The sequence below is a fragment of the Aquella oligotrophica genome, from assembly GCF_002892535.1.
In the GTDB taxonomy this organism is placed as follows: domain Bacteria; phylum Pseudomonadota; class Gammaproteobacteria; order Burkholderiales; family UBA11063; genus Aquella; species Aquella oligotrophica.
In genome coordinates this window covers 150,892-169,522 of sequence record NZ_CP024847.1, presented here as the reverse complement: position 1 = coordinate 169,522, position 18,631 = coordinate 150,892, and the positions used below count along the sequence as shown (strand labels likewise).

Genomic DNA, 18,631 nt, shown 5'->3' with positions numbered 1-18,631 from the left:
ATGCTTGCAATAAACCAAAGCGCAAATTTAAACGCAACCATCGGAGTATTTTTTGATAGCTTTGCTAAAATAGCGGTAAGTATTGCTGTTTTAACTGGTATTATTCATTTACCACAAGATATTATTAACCATAATATTCTTCCTGGACTATGCTTTAGCCTTTTTTTATTAAATTTTGCATACTTTTGGCAAGCAAAAACTCTCGCTAGAAAAACAAATACTAGTGTAACAGCATTACCCAGCGGTTTACAGGCAAGCTGTGTTTTTGTCTGGCTCTTTGCTATCATGCTTCCAATAGCTACTAAAACAGGTAATCCACTACTTGCTTACAAGGTTGCTTTATTGGCAAATTTAATTAATGCTATTATTTTTATAATTGTTGGAATATTATTAATCAAGCTCTTAAAATACATCCCTTCTCCTGCTCTTTTTAGCGGACTAGCTGGATCTGCCTTTACTTGGCTTGCAATTAATAACCTGCCAACTCTTTTTGAACATCCATTATCTGGTTTATTGCCATTATTAGTTATTCTTGCCATCAGCATAGCAAGGATAAAAGTTAATATTCCAATTATAATGCTAGGTGTCTTATTAGGAACTATAATTGCTTTTGTGAGTAAAGAGTTTCAATGGGTTAATCCAGATTTGCATAGCTATCAAATTTATATTCCACAATTTATCTGGCTTGACGTATCTTCAGAAGTATTAGACCATTGTTATTCATATCTACCACTAATAATTGCTTTTGCAATAATTGATGCTGTTAGTGCAATCCAGATTCTTGAAGAATCAAAACTTAGTAATGACCACTTCAATCCATATTCTGCAATTTTAACAAGTGGTTTAATTAGTGGTTTTTCAAGTATAATGGGCAATCCTTTTGCTATGGCTTTATTTTTTGGACATTATTCATGGAAACAACAAGGTGCAGACTACAGGTTTTCTTTATATAATGGAATAATTTATCTAATACTGGGTTCAACCGGACTTAGTATTTTACTTATTAGCCTGATCCCAGAATGGGTAACCCTACCAGTACTGATAGTTATTGGAATTACCACAACAGCTGTGAGCTTTGAAGCATTAAAGAAAAATGAATATATACTGTTGATCATTGGAATCATACCAATCCTTACTGAACTTATATATAATAAACTTGAATTATTATCAACAGAAAACCACATCACTAATTTTATGCAATTAAGAGGTGTAAATGGACTATTCATATTAGCTAAGGGTTCGATTTTATTTAGCCTCCTTTTAACGAGTATTTTTTATTTTATAATGTATAGAAAATGGATTCCGGCAGCTTACGGATTTATTCTTTTAATAATCCTAAGCGGATTTGGTTTGATTCATTCACAGACACCAAAAATTCAATTTCTGAGCCATATAAATTTGACCTATTTAATTTGTGCCATTATCTGCATAATAACAGGATTTTTAGCTGAAAGAATAACTAAAAATGAAGTTGAAATTTAAGCTATTAATTGAAAATAATGTATTAAATTCTGAAAATTATCAAATAATTAAATCGGAATATTTAAACGAAACTCTTGGTACTTATTTGAAATTACCAGAAATAAAAAGCAAATCATTTATTTTTAGCTGTTTTGCTCTTTCTGTAGATGGTAAGCTCTGTTACCCTGATATGAAAACTGGCTACGCGATTGCTGCAAAAAACTCAAGCGCAACACAAGAAGAACGTTATGCAGATTATTGGAATTTATTACTCGGTAGAAGCATAAGTGATGCAGTAATAATTGGGACAAATAGCCTAACAAATGAAAATAATAACTTTATCGCAAATATTGATAATGAAAATCTGCTTAAATTTAGAAAACAGTTAGGCAAACCCAGCGAACTTTTACATATTTTAGTAACTCGGGATATCGATAATTTTAATATTTATGATGAAATAATTTATAAAAATCCGGAGATTCCTCTGCTAATTTATTCAGCAAGAAAGCCTCTTAAATCCTATGATATTCCAGTTTTATCAATTCATGATTTGAATGAAAATAAAATCAAACAGATTATTTATGATAATGACTCTTTTAATTTTAGAATACTTTTTGATAAATTATTTGCACTTGACATAAAAATCATGCTAAATGAATCACCTTTTTTACATCATAAGCTACAAGAAGATAAATTACTTGATGAAGCGTGGTTAAATACTTCAAGCGTTTATATTGGTGGCTCAATAAATAGCCTTGGCATGCAAAATCAATCTTTTAGCAGCCGCAGCCATCCACACTATACAATTCTGACACTTCATAATATTGCCAATAATTTTCTTTATACACGTTATAAAATCAATTATTAATGATGATTCTAAATAACTCTCCAATATCCCAATTCAAATATGGAAATCATACTTTTTTTGTAAAACGTGATGATTTATTGGATAAAAATTTTAATGGGAATAAAGCGAGAAAGCTAGCTTATTACCTAGAGAACGACTTTCCAGCGACAAATACAATTATAAGCTATGGCGGTAATCAGTCAAATCTTATGTATTCTCTTTCCTGTCTGGCACAACTAAAAAATTGGCAATTTATTTATTATACGCGCTCTTTATCCAAAACTGTAAAAGATAGCAAACAGAGTAATCTAGAATTGAGCCTTAAAAATGGTATGCAGCTTATAGAATTAGATAAAGAATACAATCAATTTACTAGTAGCCTATGCACTACCTCAAATCAATTGTTAATTTGTCAAGGAGCGCTTCAAATAGAGGCTGAATACGGTATAAAACAGCTAGCAGAAGAAATAAACAAATGGGCAGTATTAAATTATTTGGAAAGTATAAATATTTTCCTCCCATCTGGAACTGGGACTACTGCCTTTTTTTTACAAAAACACCTTGATAAGCATCAAGTAATTACAACAAATTGTGTAGGCAGTCGTGATTATCTTATAGAGCAAATGAGTTCAATTAATTACGATAACTCAAAGCTTCCATTAGTAATTGATAATAAACAATATCGTTTTGCTACACCATATGAAGAATTGTTGACTACAATCCGAGAAATAAATAAAGTTAGTCAAATTGAATTTGATTTAATTTATGATCCAGTTGGCTGGAAAATTTTACTGGAAAATTTGGAGACTATTAAAGGAAGTATTCTATACCTTCATTGTGGCGGGCTAACTGGCAACTATTCAATGCAACAAAGATATAATTACCTTAAAAATAAATCTGCCACTTCTTAAAAAACTTAAAGTAGCAGATTTTAACTATAGATAAACTATACTATTTCTTCTTATAAAAAGAGAAAAACTCAAGATTTTTACTAAAAATTTCCTGTTGGCTAGCTTTTAGTTTATTCATTAACTTCATATTTAACTCATAGAGGCTTGCCGGATCTTTTAACGAACCAAGCTGCAATAAGTATTCATTTAAATGAGAATTTGTCGAATGCATATTTTCTAAGAAGAGGTTTGCAAGCTTATTACTCATTGAAGTTAGCTGATCAAGAACTTCATTTAATTTAGGAACTGAATTTAATAAATCTTGATTAATTTTAAATTCAGGAAATTTACTTGCTGGAGTAGCAGTCGCCTTTGGTAATTCCTTCTCCACTGTTTTAGTAGCAATTGAAGGTTTAGCTGCATTTGATACCTGATTAACTTTTTTAGGTACACTTGGTTTCTTAGGCGCTGGTTTTGCTTCAGTTACAGTAACTGGTTTATTCACAACAGCTGCTTTTACAGGATTTGGCTTTGCTGACTTTTCGCTAGGTTGCTTAGTATCAGCAACTTTCTGTTTTTCAGCTGTAACTGATTGGCGCAGTGAAGCTCCAATTTTTCTTTTTGTAGCCATCATTTTCTCCAAAATATTATAATGTTACACTAGATTATATAATAATTAAGCAGTTAAATGTAATTAGTTTAATGCATCAATAATTTCACTAACAAGAGCCTTTATTTCTTCGCGAGCTTTCTGATTATCCAGATCAAAAACTGTACCACCCAAAGCAGCAGACTGGCGATAGGCAGTACGTTGATAAATATCAGTAGTCATTTTAGGAAAATCAAATTCTTCAATCAAGCTTAACGCTTCTTTTGAAATACTAGCATTTGTCTGGCACATATTTGCTACAAGCCTAGCTTGTAATTTTTCATTAATTTCACTCACATTTGAAATTAAATTTTGAATACCAATCGCAGCCCAAAGATCAGTTGGGCTAGGAACAATTGGAACTAATGCCAAATCAGCAATTAATAAAGCTGAAGAAGTAAATTTATTATCAATCGCAGGAGGACAATCTACTACTATATATTCATAATCATCAATATATTTTTTTATCTCACGATTTACCTTATCATTTACAGCAGCAAGACTCATAACTGCTGCCGGAAAAGGCTTTTCATCACTACTACTTGCTGCCCATCTACTAGCACTACCTTGTGGATCACCATCAATCAGTAACGTTTTGTTGTTTAAACCTAATACACCAGCCACATTCATAGCCAAGGTTGTTTTACCACAACCACCTTTTTGATTAGTAACAATAATTATTTTTGCACTCATTTTTCCCAATCTCTATTGATAAAAACATTAAGCTTTCTGCTTTATTAACCTTCATAATAAGTAGGCGCAACCACAATATCCCGAATACAAATATTATGTGGTTGCATATAAATAAATTTAACTATATTAACAAAATCACTTACATTAACAGTATCAATATCACCACGTAATTTTGTTAACATTGGTGTATCAACTAGTGCAGGTGAAATATTTACTACTCGAATATTAAATTTAGCATTCTGTACACGTAAAGAATCACTTATACTTTTAACATAAGCTTTAGTTGCTGCGTAAACAGTAGTATTAGGTCGTGGATAACGATCGGCTAGAGAACTAAGATTTAAAATAGTTCCTTTTTTATTCGCGCGCATAATTGGCAATATAGTTTCAATCATATTGGTAAGTCCAATTGTATTTACTTTAATCATCTGTTCGTTTTCATCATGATCTATATCTAAAAAATCACCCGAATACGCAACCCCCGCTCCATTAATTAAACCATCAATTACATACTCAGTAGAAATATTTTCAATTAATAAACTTATATCGTTAGCATTTAATACATCTATCTGCTTAACTATTAATCGATCGCATTCTAAAGGTTTTAAAGAATCAATATTTCTTCCCAATGCAAATATATATAAGTTATCAATAGTTAAAAACTGTCTAACACACTCAAGACCAATACCACTTGTTGCACCAGTTACTACAATTGCTTTTTTCATTATATCCTCTTTAATGTTTCACATGAAACATTAAATTTTCTTAAAATATCTGATTAATTTTCAACAATAAACTCAACACTTATAAATCGTAATTACTTATACTATATAGCTCTGTAACTGCCAGAATATGCTGCAAGAGCAAGATGCAAGGCGACGCAGTATACACAGGAACGTACATAAGGAGCCTTACAACACAGCTATTATACGGGATAGTCCGAGCAGTTACTATAAATCTTTATTTACAATATCGTATATTCTTTGAGAAGCACCCTGATATTTATCCATAAATAACTTGCACTTATTCTTCAATTGACAATATAAATCATCATTAATCAATAAGTCATCTATAATTTTTTTCAAATTCTGAATATTATCAAATTGAATCGCACAACCAGTATCTAGCGAGTCCTTGGCTATTTTACTAAAATTATACATAGATTTACCAAATAGCACCGGTTTATCCATAAAAAATGCTTCTAATGGATTTTGTCCACCAAAATCATTTATGCTTCCACCTATAACAACTATTTCACTGATTGCGTAATAAGCAAGCATTTCGCCCATACTATCACCAATAATGATTTTATCATCTTTTGCTAGCGGTTTATTCTGCGATCTTCTAATATATTTAATCGATCTCTTTTCAAGAGTCTCAGCCAAAAGAGAAAATCTTTCCGGGTGTCTTGGGATTATAAGATAAATAACATCAAGACTCAAATCAATATTATCTAAAATAAGATCTTCTTCACCATCACGTGTTGAAGCAAAACATATTATTTTTCTATTATCAATAATTTTATTAAGAGATTCTTTAACTGATAGAAAATTTTCCGGGAGCTCTAAATCAAATTTGGTATTACCAACAATAGTTAAATCTCCAGTATAACCAAGATTTTTAAAATTATTTAAAGTATTTTCTTCCTGACATAAAATACCTTTAAGTTGATTAATAACTGGCATTAATAAATATTTGAACCTATTATAACCGTTATATGATCTATAAGATAAACGAGCGTTTGCAAGATAAAGAGGTATTTTAAACTTCTTACTTTGCCAAATCAAATTTGGCCAGATCTCGGTTTCCATAATAATACCAATAGCAGGTTTAAACGTTTTATAAAATTTTCTAACCGAGAAATATAAATCATATGGAATATAATGGACAATTGCGTTTGGAAAAAGATTTCTTGCTGTTTTTCTACCAGTTGGAGTCATATTTGTAATCAATATTTGATATTCAGGATAACTATCACTTAATAGTTTTATTAGTTTTATAGTGGCTCTAGTTTCACCAACTGAAACTGCATGAATCCAAATTATTTTTTTTAAGGGTGTTTTGAGATTTATACCAAATCTTTCATTCCAATTAAGAAGATAATCTGGATTTTTTTTTCCACGATATTTTAAATATAAAGGCAATAAAGGTGATATTAGATATAAAAGAAATGAATAAATAAAAATCATTCATCTTCTTTCTTTTTATTCTGGCTATTAATGAAATCCATCATCATATTTAAAGGATTCATCTGCTGCAACGCTTTTGTTGATCCTGCTATTGATTTTATGGACTCAATCTGCTTAACATACTGTTGTAAATAATTTATTATATTATTAGCAAATTCAATCTGCTTATCACATTCTTCTATACATTTATCAGGTGAAGTGAATATTTCATTATTATTAAACATAAATTACTCCAAACAAAATACAGAAATTATAATAATTTATTACTTTGTATATAATTGATTATTTCACTGGCAGATACTTTTAGTTTATTTCCACCAAAATTAGATGAATTATTATATTTAAATATCCCTACATAAGATGGATCGCTATCTTGATATATTGCTAAGGTTGGCTTGCCTAAAAGATTTGCCAAATGAGTGAACCCAGTATCAACACCAATAATAAGTTTAACTTTGTTAATTAAATCTGCTAACAAAGCAAACTCCATTTTATAAACTATTTTAACACGGTTATCGTTTACTAATGATCTAAGCGAATTAGCAAATAATTCTTCTTCACTATTACTAAAAGTCAAATAAATATCATTATCCGAGTTTTCTAAAATGTATTCAGTTAGTACTTTCCAATTATTTATATCCCATTTTTTGGACTCTTTAGAAGTACCATGCAAAAATAAAATACTATTTGCGGATAATTTAATTCCACAATCATTGAAAATAATAGGAAGCTCAATCTGATTGTAATCTATATCAAGATCAAAAATTTTAGCTATCAAACCTCTTAAGCGAATAACCGCTATATTATTTTGATTAACGTTATATTTATAATCATAAAATACACTTGATAAAGGCTCACGTGCAGATTTTTTATCAAGCCCATATAACTTACCATTAAATAAAAATTTAGTAATAAATGCAGATTTAATTAGCCCTTGTGTATCAATTATATAATCATATTTTTTATCACTTAGTCTTTTTTTATAATCTAATAATTTAAAAAACCAAGTTAACTTATTTTTTTTCCATTTTCTTAAAGGAATCGATAATACATTATCAACTAAAGGTGATAATTTAACTATTTTTTCAAATGATTTATCAACACACCAATCAATATTACTATCTGGAAATTTTTTCTTTATATCAGGCAATACAGTTAATGTATGAAATATATCACCAATTGAAGAAAGTCTAATGATAAGAATATTTATTTGTTGCTTCATTAAAGTTATTCACAGTTGATTGTTAATAAAATTTAAAATCTATGTTGATAATTTAAAGTTATTCACAATTTAATTTATTTATATTTTTTTATGCACATTTATATACTTCTTAATACATGAATTATCATCATGTTATTTTTATACTTAATAATCTGATTTATTTATATAAACATAGCTTATTAACATAGAAATAGACTAATATTAATAATAATAAAGTATATAATTAATAAAATTAGTTAATATATTATAACATTAAATCTTTAATATTAGAAGCTCTTAACTAATGATAAAATAACCTCTTATTATTAAATGGAATCATTATGGCTAAAGAAGGTAAATATACAATACAAAAAGTAACATATATTAAACAATGGACAGATCATCTATTTAGCTTCAAAATTACTCGAGATGAATCTTTTAAATTCATTCCTGGACAATTTGCCAGATTAGGAGTAAAAAAAGAAGACGAAACTATTGTATGGAGACCTTACTCTATAGTTTCAGCTGATTATGATGAAGAACTCGAATTTTATTCTATTGTAGTTCCAGATGGTGAATTTACACAAAGATTAAAAAACATTAAAATAAATGATGATATTTATATTGATAAAACGAATTATGGATTATTAACAACAGATAGGTTTGAAAATGGTAAAGATCTATGGTTTTTATCAACTGGTACTGGGTTAGCCCCATTTATATCTATAATGTATGACTTTAGTGTTTGGGAGCAATACGATAAAGTTATCTTAGTACACTGTACTCGATTATCTGAAGAGTTAACTTATCAAGAAACGATTAATGAATTTTTCACACATGAATATTACGGTGAGTTGGTAAAAGATAAATTAAAGTATGTAAAGATTACTACTAGAGAAAAAAATGAAGCTGATTTATATGGTAGAATTACTGATCTTATTGTTAATAAAGAATTAGAAGATTTCGTAGGTATTCCTTTTACTGTTGAAAATAGTAGAGTTATGATTTGTGGTAACCCACAAATGGTTGATGATACACGAAGGTTACTTGCTGAAAGAGGATTAACTATATCCAGACGAGGAAATCCTGGTAATATGGCTGTAGAAAATTATTGGTAAAGATACCGCTTAGGTATCTTTTTTTTGTTTCATATGAAACATTAATGGATAATATGCAAGAATATCATTTAATAATAAAGTGTTTGAAAGAAATCTATAGTGGCAAAAATTTAAAAGAGGTAATTTTAAAAGTTGATGATAACAAATATCGTAATAAAATAAAAAACCACTGTTATCAGATATTAAAAAATTATTATTCAATTAAATTTATATTAACTAGATTACTAAAAAAAATACCTAATCAAGATGTTTATTTGATTCTGCAAATGGGTATATATGAAATTACTTATTCAGTTAAACCACCCTATGCAATAGTTAATGATTTAGTTAATTTAACAAAAAAGTATAACGGAAAATATAAAAATTTAGTTAATGCAGTTCTTCAAAATTATTTACGAAAGAAAGATTTATTAAAGCAAGAGTTAATAGATTATAAAGTTGGTGCAAATCTATCAAATTGGTTAAGTGATAAAATTATAGAATATTATCCTAATAAGTATGAGCAAATATTTAATGCTTTGAATGCAGATGTTAAAATAACATTAAGAGTTAACAAACGGAAAACAAATATCGAAAAATATATTGAAGTTTTAGAAGATAATGAAATCGAATATAAGGTTCTTAATAATGTTATTATTTTAGAAAAAGAAAATAATATTATAAATATACCATTTTTCGCAGATGGTTATGTAAGTATTCAAGATTCAGCGGCACAATATATATCAGATATTTTAGCTAAATATTCAATACAGCCAAAGAGAATATTAGATGCATGTGCTGCACCTGGAGGAAAGACTTGTTTATTACTTGAGAATTATGATCTGGATTTAACTGCACTTGATAATTCGCAAAATCGATTAGATAAAATAAAAGAAAATTTAAACCGATTAGATTTAAATTGTAAATGTATATTAGCTGATGCAGCGAGTAAAGATTGGTGGGATTATAATAAATTTGACTTTATCTTAGCTGATGTTCCATGTTCTGCCATAGGGACAATTAAAAAAAATCCAGATATTAGGGTAAATAGATTGGAAACAGATATTTCAAAGTTTGTTGGATTACAGCGAAAGATAGTAGTAAATTTATTTGATATGCTTGAAACTAATGGTTATATGCTTTATGTTACATGCTCAATTTTAAAAGATGAGAATGAAGATAATATTAAATGGTTTAGTAATAATATAGTTGGATTTGAATTAATTACTGATATACAGATTCTTCCAGATTTATATAATGATGGTTTATATTATGCTTTAATAAGAAAATTATCTAAATAGGTATTTATTTTATGAAAAATATTAATATTGGTTTTTTGTTAGTTTTAGCAATTTTAATAATATTTAGTTATTTTTATGTTACTGTATATTCTAAATATGATGTTATTTTGTATTTAAATGACTATAAAGAGATAATTCAGTTAAATCATATTATAGAGGTATTATTAGTTTTAACTATAAGTTTTTTTGTATATAAGATATTTTTTAGATCAAATGTCTTTGGTTCTAAAATAACAAAGAAAATATTTATATTATTGTCATTAATGGTAATTATCCCTTCATTGATAAATATAAAAATTGCCAACTACTTTATTGATAATACAGTTAATCGTTTATTTAATCCACAAATCGAAGAGTTATTTAATAATAGCTTTAATATTGCCGAAGAAAGTATAAAGTATTTTTCAAAAGAATTAAAGAAAAAAACTACAATTGCAACTGAATACTTAAAAATTATTGATCAAAGTGATAATAACTTTAATCTTGAGAAGATTAAAAATATAATCGATGTGAACAATCTTAGAATTTATGATATAAGTGGCAAGTTATTACTTAATGACAGTTTAAACATAAATGGCTTTTTGCCAGTACATTTATCACAACCGCTAATAGCTAAGATACAAAGTAATGGTTATTATTATGAGATAAATAAAGATTTACAAGGGGATTATGTATTTTATTATTACCAGATTTATGATAAAAATAAAATAATAGTATTATCGCAAAATGCACCGGAATTTATTCGAGTTGATAATACTAAGTTAGTTCAGAATAAAGATTTGTATTTAGGTTTACTAAGTAACAAAGATCATTTAAAAGATGTTTATACTAGCACATTGATTATTAGTGTTTTATTATCTATTTCAATCGCTGTCTTACTGTCAATATTTTTTGCTCAATTTCTTATAAAACGGTTAAGTAGTTTAATTGAAAATATTCAGTCAATAAAACAAGGTTCATTTAATAATAAAAATCTGGTTTACGGTAATGATGAATTATCTGATTTGATAACCGCATTCAATGAAATGAGTCAGAATCTTGATAGAGTTAGAAAACTTGAAAAATTTCAAAAAGAGCAAATTACTTCTTACAAAAACTATCTTGAAAGTTTAATTAATAACCTGAGTTTGAGTGTAATAGTTTATGATGAGAAATATAATATAAAAAATATTAATTTAATAAGCCATGAAATATTAGGTGTTGATCTTGAGAATTTAAAAGGAACTCCATTGAATCTATGGGGTAAAATTTATTCTCATCTTGATAGATTAATTGAAATTATAGAAAATAATTTTTCAAATAAAAATAATGATTGGGAAGAAAATGTTATTATTCGCGATGGTTATAATATAAAAACTTTATTTGTTAAAACAATAAAATTTAATACAAGTGATGAAATACTTTATATAACATTAATTAGCGATGTAACTAATTTAATAAAAGCGAAACAGAATCAAGCTTGGGCGGATATAGCAAAGCGGTTGGCACATGAGATTAAAAATCCTTTGACGCCGATAGTTTTATCCGCTGAGCGAATAGAAATGAAGTTAACACCTAAATTAACTACAGAAGATCAAACATTCTTACAGCGATTGGTTAAACAGATTATCATTCAGGTTGAGGATTTAAAAGAGTTAGTAAATAAATTCAGAGATTTTGCTAACATAAGTAAGCCTTCATTATCTAGAATGGGAGTTATTCAATTTTTTACTCAATTTTATATTTTATATGAAAATATAGACTATATTAAGCTTGATAAAAATTTTAGCGAAGAAGAATTATTTTTTATGGGAGATAGCAGTCTCTTACGTCAGGTTTTCCATAATTTAGTTAAAAATGCTATTGAAAGTGTGGAATTAACTGAAAATAAGCAGGTATTGGTACATATTTCCAAAGAAAATAGCTATATTAAAATTTTAATTAAAGATAATGGTCCAGGATTTGATAAAATCATCATTGAAAACCTATTTGAACCATATCGTACAACTAAAGGTGTTAAGGGAAGTGGTCTGGGGATGGCAATTGTGAAGAAAATTATAGACGAACATAACGGTAAAATTGAAGTATTTAATGACAATGGTGCCAATGTAGTAGTAAAATTACCACTTGTAGAATAAACTATATTGTTTTAAGGGTTGTTTTTAATGGAAAAACAAATATTAATTGTTGATGACGAACTTGGGATACGTGAATTATTACGTGAATGTCTTGAAGATGAAGGATATTTGGTAAAATTAGCAGAAAATGCCCTTGAAGCAGATAAAATGGTTAAAGAATACAGATTTGATCTGATTCTAATGGATGTATGGCTACCTGATATGGATGGGGTTTCTTTATTTAAACGGTTCTTGTCAAATGGGATTGTTACACCTGTAATCATGATGTCCGGGCATGCTTCGATAACTAGTGCTCTTGAAGCAATACGAATAGGAGCTAGGGATTTTCTTGAAAAGCCACTTTCATTAAGCAAGCTATTGCCATTAGTTGATAAACATATTCTTAAAGAAAGAACTAATAGTGAAGGTGTTTTGGAGGATATCTCTGAAATAATTACACTTGATTTAAATAATCAATTAAAAAATATTAAAGAGACACTTGAGCGAAGATATTTTCTTTATCATATGAATAAACAAAAAGGAAATATAACTAAAATAGCTGAAGTTTCGGGTGTTGATCGAGCTCATTTATATAGAAAATTTAAAAATTTGGGTATTAAGATAAAATAAAATTAAAATTAATTCCGTGGTTGATACTACGGAATTAATTTTTTATACACAACAAAATTATGAAAATATTTAATAGTTTAAATAAGCAAAAAGAACAATTTATTCCGATTGAACAAGGCAAAGTAAAAATTTACGTATGCGGTCAAACAGTTTATGATTATTGTCATCTTGGACATGCGCGAAAAGCTGTAGTATTTGACATGATACGTCGCTGGTTCATTAATAGTGGTTATCAGACAACTTTTGTAGAAAATATCACAGATATTGATGATAAGATTATTAATCGGGCAAAAGAAAATGGTGAAAGTATTTATACTCTGACTGAGCGGTTTATTGATTTTATGCATGAAGATTTTGCCCGTTTGGGGATAATGAAACCAGATATTGAGCCACGAGCAACAAAATATATACCTCAAATGTTAAATTTAATTAAAGGGTTAATTAATAAAGGTTTCGCTTATCAGGCTAAAAATGGAGATATTTATTACCGAGTTAGACAATTTGAAAGTTATGGAAAATTATCCGGTAAAAGTATTAATGATTTACGAGCTGGTGAAAGAGTCCAAGTTGATTTAAATAAAGAAGATCCGCTAGATTTTGTTCTTTGGAAAGCTTCGAGTGAAGAGCCTTGCTGGGATTCTGAATTTGGTTATGGAAGACCTGGCTGGCATATAGAGTGCTCTGCAATGTCTGAAGAAATACTTGGTAAAAATTTTGATATTCATGGTGGTGGTCAGGATTTACAATTCCCACATCATGAAAATGAAATAGCGCAAAGTGAAGCTCATAATAGCTGTAAGTTTGCCAATTACTGGCTACATAATGGGTTTTTGAACATAAATGATGAAAAAATGTCGAAGTCATTAGGTAATTTTTTTACGTTAAGGGATGTACTTAATGAATATAACCCTGAAGTAATAAGATTTTTTATGTTAAAAACCCATTATAGAAGTCCGTTAAATTTTTCGCATGATAGTTTGATGGATACTAAGAATAGTCTTAACCGGTTTTATCAAGCTTTAAGAAAATACAATCTAACGGAAGACTATTTGATTGACTGGAATAGTCAATTTGCTAGAAAGTTCAAAGAAGCAATGGATGATGATTTTAACACTCCATTGGCAATAAGCATTTTATTTGAAATAGTAACGGAATTAAACAAGACTGATAATGTTGATCTAGCAAATTTACTAAAAAAATTAGCAGGAACTATTGGATTAATAACTAGCACTTCAGAAAATTTTTTACAGGCTGATTGTGCTCTGGCTGAAAGTGAAATTGAACAATTAATAATTTCTAGAAAAATAGCTAAGCAAAACAAAGATTTCAAATTAGCAGATCAGATAAGAGCAGATCTATTAGCTAATGGAATAATTTTGGAAGATAATAAAGATGGTACAGTCTGGCGTAAAAGCTAGTATTTATTTTAATGTCAGCAAATTTTAGTGTGATATAATTGTGACCTATAATAGTGCTAAAATTGCATTAAAAGATTATTTGCGAGTAATTAAGCTACAGTTTGCTATTGGATTAACAGCAGTTATTGTTGTTACTTTATGTGGTAAATCAATATTAAGTTTCTTATCGGCTTTATGTGGTTTTTTAATGGCTGTAATACCAGCTGTTATCTACATTAAGATTGCTTGGAGTGATAAAATTCTTAATGCTGAGCAAATATTTGCAAAACATAAGAAAGCTGAAATGTTTAAATTTATGCTTACGATCTTTGGTTTTTTAGCAATATTTATTTTCTTTAGAAAAATACAAGCAGGAATACTGTTTGTAACATACGTGGCTACACTTAGTTCGTATTGGGTTTGCCTGTTTTATCAGGTAAAAACTAAAAACTAGGCTTTTGTGGAGTATTTATGGCCTCAGCAACTGAATATATTATTCACCATTTAACTTTTAATAATGTTTCTTTAAATGGTAAAAGTGGTAGTTTTTGGTCGCTCCATATTGATACATTTACTATGTCGCTTGTCTTGGGTTTTCTTTTTTTATTTATCTTTGGCTTTGTTGCAAGGCGAGCAAAAGTAGAAAATCCTGGAAAGTTTCAACTATTTGTTGAACTTATTGTTGATATGGTGGATGGTCAGGTAAAAGATATATTTCATGGCAAGAGTAAGTTAATAGCTCCTCTTTCTTTGACTATCTTTTGCTGGGTATTTTTATTTAATCTAATGGATTTGCTGCCAGTTGACCTAATTAGCTTTATAAATGAAAAAGCAGGTCACCCAGAAGCTCACTGGCGTATGGTTCCTTCTGCAGATGTAAATGCAACCTTTGCGATGTCTTTATCCGTGATGATACTAATTATATGTTATAGTATTGGTGCTAAAGGATTTGGTGGTTGGTTGAAGGAATTATTCTCGGCACCTTTCGGTCCTAAACTTGGTCCTATAAATTTCATTTTTCAATTAATTGAACTTATAGCCAAGCCAATTTCACTAGCACTACGGTTATTTGGTAATATGTATGCGGGTGAATTGATCTTTATCCTTATCGCATTACTACCGTGGGGTGCGCAATGGATACTTGGTGGACCATGGGCTATATTCCATATTTTAATTATTACCCTTCAGGCTTTTGTATTTATGGTCTTAACGATTGTATATTTAAGCTTGGCTGTGGAAGATCATTAATTTTATCTGTGTTTATTTTATTGTAATTTCTTTAACTTTTTAGGAGTTGTTAATGGAAGCTATTATTTCTAACATTTCAGGTTTAACTGCAATTGCTGCTGCAATCATGATCGGCTTGGGTGCGTTTGGTACGGCGCTTGGTTTTGGTCTTTTGGGCGGTAAATTCCTTGAGGCTTCAGCTCGCCAGCCTGAACTAGTTTCGATGCTTCAAACTAAATTATTCATTATTGCTGGTTTATTGGATGCAATTTCAATGATTGGTGTTGGTATCGCATTGTTATTTGTGTTTAATAATCCTATTCTGTCTACAGCTCTGGAATTATTGAAATCTGCACACTAATACACTACTTAATCTTTAAAGGAGACAAGTGTGGATATTAATGCAACGTTGTTGGGTCAAGCAATAACATTTGCTGTCCTGATATGGTTCACAATGAAATTTGTTTGGCCGCCATTAAATGGCATGCTTGAAGAAAGGGCTAAACGGATAGCTGATGGGCTTGCAGCTGCTGAAAAAGGGAAGCAAGAGCTTCTTGATGCAGAATCTAGAGTAGCTGATGAGTTGAAAAAGGTTCAGCAGAGGGCTGGAGAGATAATTGCTAACTCTGAAAAGAGAGCAAATCAGATTGTTGAAACAGCAAAAGAGTCGGCGCACATTGAAGCAGATAAAATTATTGCTGAAGCAAAAGCTCAGATAGACCATGAATTTGCCAGAATGAAAGAAGATCTCCGTCTTCAGGTTTCTGATTTGGTCATAAAAGGAGCAGAGCAGGTGTTGCGTGCTGAAATTGATAAATCAAGACATGAGCAGATTCTTGCTCAGGTAAGAGCGGAGTTGCAATAATATGTTGCATGCAAATGTAGCCAGACCATATGCACAAGCACTTTTTAATCTTGCTAAGCAGGAGAAAAGTGAAAATAAATGGCTTAAAGTGCTGGCTGATCTTAAAGAAATAGTTGAAGCAGAAGGTTTTTCTTTATTAATTAATAATCCAAAAATTGATGGTAAAGAACAATTAAAACTAATTGAAACTATTCTTAAAAATGATGCTACACCTGAAGTTGTTAGTCTTCTAAATTTATTGTCTGAAAATAATCGATTAATTATTTTATCAGATATATATAACATCTTTCGTGAATTGGTACTTGAAGATCAAAAATGTGCTGATGCAATTATTGAGTCGGCATACGATATTAGTCAAACTCAGAAAGATGAATTTGAGAAGCTGCTTTCAGATAAATTTGGCAAAAAAATTACTGCTCAGGTTAAAGTTAATGCTGACCTTATAGCAGGCATAAAAATTACTGTTGATGATAAAGTTATCGATGGTTCAGTTAAAGGCAGGCTGACTAATTTGGCTGCTCAACTTACAAAATAATAGGAGTGATTCATGCAATTAAATCCTTCTGAAATTAGTGATATTATAAAATCAAAGATTGATGGTACACAAAGCGGCAGCGATTATCGCAGCAAAGGAACAGTTGTATCAGTAACCGATGGTATTGTACGTATCTATGGTTTATCGGAAGTTATGCAGGGAGAGATGATTTTATTCCCTGGAAATGTCTACGGTATGGCAATGAACTTAGAAAGGGACTCTGTAGGAGCCGTTGTTCTGGGTGATTACGAACATATTAAAGAAGGCGATGAGGTCTCTTGCACTGGAAAAATTCTTGAAGTTCCAGTGGGAAGAGAGTTAATTGGTCGTGTTGTTGATGCATTAGGTCGTCCAATAGATGGTAAAGGTGTTATCAACTCACAATTAACTTCTCCGGTAGAAAAAGTAGCACCGGGGGTAATTGCGCGTCAATCAGTTAGCCAACCATTACAAACGGGTTTGAAAGCTATCGATTCAATGGTACCAGTTGGTCGTGGTCAACGTGAGTTAATCATTGGTGATCGTCAAACAGGTAAAACGGCTGTAGCGCTTGATACAATTATTAACCAGAAAGGAACTGGAGTAATTTGTATTTATGTTGCAGTTGGTCAAAAAGCCTCTTCGATTGCAAATGTTGTAAGAAAACTTGAAGAGCATGGTGCTTTAGATCACACGATTATTGTATCAGCTTCAGCTTCAGAGTCAGCTGCATTACAGTTTCTTGCTCCTTATTCTGGCTGTACTATGGGTGAATACTTCCGTGATCGCGGTGAAGATGCCTTGATTGTATATGATGATTTATCAAAACAGGCTGTAGCTTATCGTCAGATTTCGTTGTTATTACGTCGTCCTCCTGGTCGTGAAGCTTATCCTGGTGATGTATTCTATTTGCATTCACGTCTACTTGAGCGTGCTGCTCGTGTAAATGCTCATTATGTTGAGCAATTTACTAAGGGTGAAGTAAAAGGTAAAACTGGATCATTAACGGCTCTACCAATTATTGAAACTCAGGCTGGTGATGTATCTGCCTTTGTACCAACAAATGTGATTTCAATTACTGATGGACAAATTTTCTTGGAAACGGATTTATTTAATTCTGGTATTCGTCCTGCGATGAACCCTGGTATTTCTGTTTCTCGTGTAGGTGGTGCTGCTCAGACTAAAGTTATCAAAAAACAAGGTGGTGGTATTCGTTTAGCATTAGCTCAGTACCGTGAGTTGGCAGCTTTTGCCCAATTTGCATCTGATCTTGATGATGCAACTAGAAAACAGCTACGCCATGGACAAATTGTAACCGAATTAATGAAACAAAAACAGTTTTCACCATTAAAAGTATCAGAAATGGCTTTAACGCTTTATGCTATTAATAATGGTTATTATGAAAATGTGGCTGTGGATAAAGCTTTGGCTTTTGAATCAGGGTTTCTTGCTTATGCTAAAGCTAATTGTGCGGAAATGCTTACTAAGCTTGAATCTACTGGTGATTTATCAAAAGATGATGAGCAGACATTAATTAAAGCATTAACCGAATTTAAAGCAACATTTGCATAAGT

Annotated in this window: 20 protein-coding genes; 14 read left to right on the top strand and 6 right to left on the bottom strand. The window is 30.1% G+C overall.

Features of this window, described 5'->3' with window-relative positions:
• The 3 genes from CUN60_RS00815 to CUN60_RS00805 are packed head-to-tail and all read left to right on the top strand — an operon-like array spanning nucleotide 1 to nucleotide 3,219.
• Nucleotides 1–1,482, top strand: coding sequence for a hypothetical protein (locus tag CUN60_RS00815; protein ID WP_102950201.1), 1,482 nt, complete (start codon nucleotides 1–3; stop codon nucleotides 1,480–1,482).
• A complete protein-coding gene (locus CUN60_RS00810) occupies nucleotides 1,466–2,329 on the top strand; it encodes a hypothetical protein (protein ID WP_102950200.1) in 864 nt (287 codons plus the stop codon). The genes CUN60_RS00815 and CUN60_RS00810 overlap by 17 nt, the downstream gene beginning before the upstream one ends.
• On the top strand, nucleotides 2,329–3,219 hold the full coding sequence (locus tag CUN60_RS00805; RefSeq protein ID WP_222593277.1) for a hypothetical protein: 891 nt from the start codon (nucleotides 2,329–2,331) through the stop codon (nucleotides 3,217–3,219). The genes CUN60_RS00810 and CUN60_RS00805 overlap by 1 nt, the downstream gene beginning before the upstream one ends.
• A gap of 40 nt (nucleotides 3,220–3,259) precedes the next feature.
• Here CUN60_RS00805 and CUN60_RS00800 read toward each other — a convergent pair whose 3' ends face one another.
• From CUN60_RS00800 to waaC, 6 genes are all read right to left on the bottom strand, one after another.
• On the bottom strand, nucleotides 3,260–3,832 hold the full coding sequence (locus tag CUN60_RS00800; RefSeq protein ID WP_158649225.1) for a hypothetical protein: 573 nt from the start codon (nucleotides 3,830–3,832) through the stop codon (nucleotides 3,260–3,262).
• Nucleotides 3,833–3,892: 60 nt separating this feature from the next.
• Nucleotides 3,893–4,540, bottom strand: a complete 648-nt coding sequence (gene parA / locus CUN60_RS00795; RefSeq protein WP_102950198.1) for a ParA family partition ATPase — start codon at nucleotides 4,538–4,540, stop codon at nucleotides 3,893–3,895.
• Between the two features lie 44 nt (nucleotides 4,541–4,584).
• A complete protein-coding gene (locus CUN60_RS00790; protein ID WP_102950197.1) occupies nucleotides 4,585–5,265 on the bottom strand; it encodes an SDR family oxidoreductase in 681 nt (226 codons plus the stop codon).
• 225 nt (nucleotides 5,266–5,490) lie between these two features.
• Entirely contained in the window at nucleotides 5,491–6,729 is a 1,239-nt protein-coding gene (locus CUN60_RS00785) for a 3-deoxy-D-manno-octulosonic acid transferase (RefSeq protein WP_102950196.1), read from the bottom strand.
• On the bottom strand, nucleotides 6,726–6,953 hold the full coding sequence (locus tag CUN60_RS00780) for a hypothetical protein (protein ID WP_102950195.1): 228 nt from the start codon (nucleotides 6,951–6,953) through the stop codon (nucleotides 6,726–6,728). Before CUN60_RS00780 ends, CUN60_RS00785 begins: the two co-directional genes overlap by 4 nt.
• Before the next feature lie 26 nt (nucleotides 6,954–6,979).
• The gene (gene waaC, locus CUN60_RS00775) at nucleotides 6,980–7,951 is read right to left on the bottom strand and encodes a lipopolysaccharide heptosyltransferase I (RefSeq protein ID WP_102950194.1); all 972 of its coding nucleotides are present in this window, start codon (nucleotides 7,949–7,951) and stop codon (nucleotides 6,980–6,982) included.
• Between the two features lie 320 nt (nucleotides 7,952–8,271).
• Here waaC and CUN60_RS00770 point away from each other — a divergent pair, with 320 nt between their 5' ends.
• The 11 genes from CUN60_RS00770 to atpA are packed head-to-tail and all read left to right on the top strand — an operon-like array spanning nucleotide 8,272 to nucleotide 18,629.
• Nucleotides 8,272–9,048 (top strand): ferredoxin--NADP reductase, encoded by a 777-nt coding sequence (locus tag CUN60_RS00770; protein ID WP_102950193.1) that lies wholly within the window; start codon nucleotides 8,272–8,274, stop codon nucleotides 9,046–9,048.
• A gap of 44 nt (nucleotides 9,049–9,092) precedes the next feature.
• Nucleotides 9,093–10,328 (top strand): transcription antitermination factor NusB, encoded by a 1,236-nt coding sequence (locus tag CUN60_RS00765; protein ID WP_102950192.1) that lies wholly within the window; start codon nucleotides 9,093–9,095, stop codon nucleotides 10,326–10,328.
• Nucleotides 10,329–10,339: 11 nt separating this feature from the next.
• A complete protein-coding gene (locus tag CUN60_RS00760; protein ID WP_102950191.1) occupies nucleotides 10,340–12,445 on the top strand; it encodes a sensor histidine kinase in 2,106 nt (701 codons plus the stop codon).
• A 27-nt stretch (nucleotides 12,446–12,472) separates the two neighbouring features.
• On the top strand, nucleotides 12,473–13,054 hold the full coding sequence (locus CUN60_RS13420; protein WP_102950190.1) for a response regulator: 582 nt from the start codon (nucleotides 12,473–12,475) through the stop codon (nucleotides 13,052–13,054).
• Between the two features lie 56 nt (nucleotides 13,055–13,110).
• Nucleotides 13,111–14,472, top strand: a complete 1,362-nt coding sequence (gene cysS / locus CUN60_RS00750) for a cysteine--tRNA ligase (protein ID WP_102950189.1) — start codon at nucleotides 13,111–13,113, stop codon at nucleotides 14,470–14,472.
• A 40-nt stretch (nucleotides 14,473–14,512) separates the two neighbouring features.
• Nucleotides 14,513–14,905, top strand: a complete 393-nt coding sequence (locus CUN60_RS00745; protein ID WP_158649224.1) for an ATP synthase subunit I — start codon at nucleotides 14,513–14,515, stop codon at nucleotides 14,903–14,905.
• A 17-nt stretch (nucleotides 14,906–14,922) separates the two neighbouring features.
• On the top strand, nucleotides 14,923–15,699 hold the full coding sequence (gene atpB / locus CUN60_RS00740) for a F0F1 ATP synthase subunit A (protein ID WP_102950187.1): 777 nt from the start codon (nucleotides 14,923–14,925) through the stop codon (nucleotides 15,697–15,699).
• A 52-nt stretch (nucleotides 15,700–15,751) separates the two neighbouring features.
• On the top strand, nucleotides 15,752–16,039 hold the full coding sequence (gene atpE / locus CUN60_RS00735; RefSeq protein WP_102950186.1) for a F0F1 ATP synthase subunit C: 288 nt from the start codon (nucleotides 15,752–15,754) through the stop codon (nucleotides 16,037–16,039).
• Between the two features lie 30 nt (nucleotides 16,040–16,069).
• On the top strand, nucleotides 16,070–16,543 hold the full coding sequence (locus tag CUN60_RS00730; RefSeq protein ID WP_102950185.1) for a F0F1 ATP synthase subunit B: 474 nt from the start codon (nucleotides 16,070–16,072) through the stop codon (nucleotides 16,541–16,543).
• 1 nt (nucleotide 16,544) lies between these two features.
• Nucleotides 16,545–17,078 carry a F0F1 ATP synthase subunit delta gene (locus CUN60_RS00725; protein ID WP_102950184.1) on the top strand — a complete coding sequence of 178 codons (534 nt, stop codon included), beginning with the start codon at nucleotides 16,545–16,547 and terminating at the stop codon, nucleotides 17,076–17,078.
• A gap of 12 nt (nucleotides 17,079–17,090) precedes the next feature.
• Nucleotides 17,091–18,629: a F0F1 ATP synthase subunit alpha gene (gene atpA, locus CUN60_RS00720; protein WP_102950183.1), complete on the top strand. Its 1,539-nt coding sequence runs from the start codon at nucleotides 17,091–17,093 to the stop codon at nucleotides 18,627–18,629.
• Nucleotides 18,630–18,631: the final 2 nt, after the last annotated feature.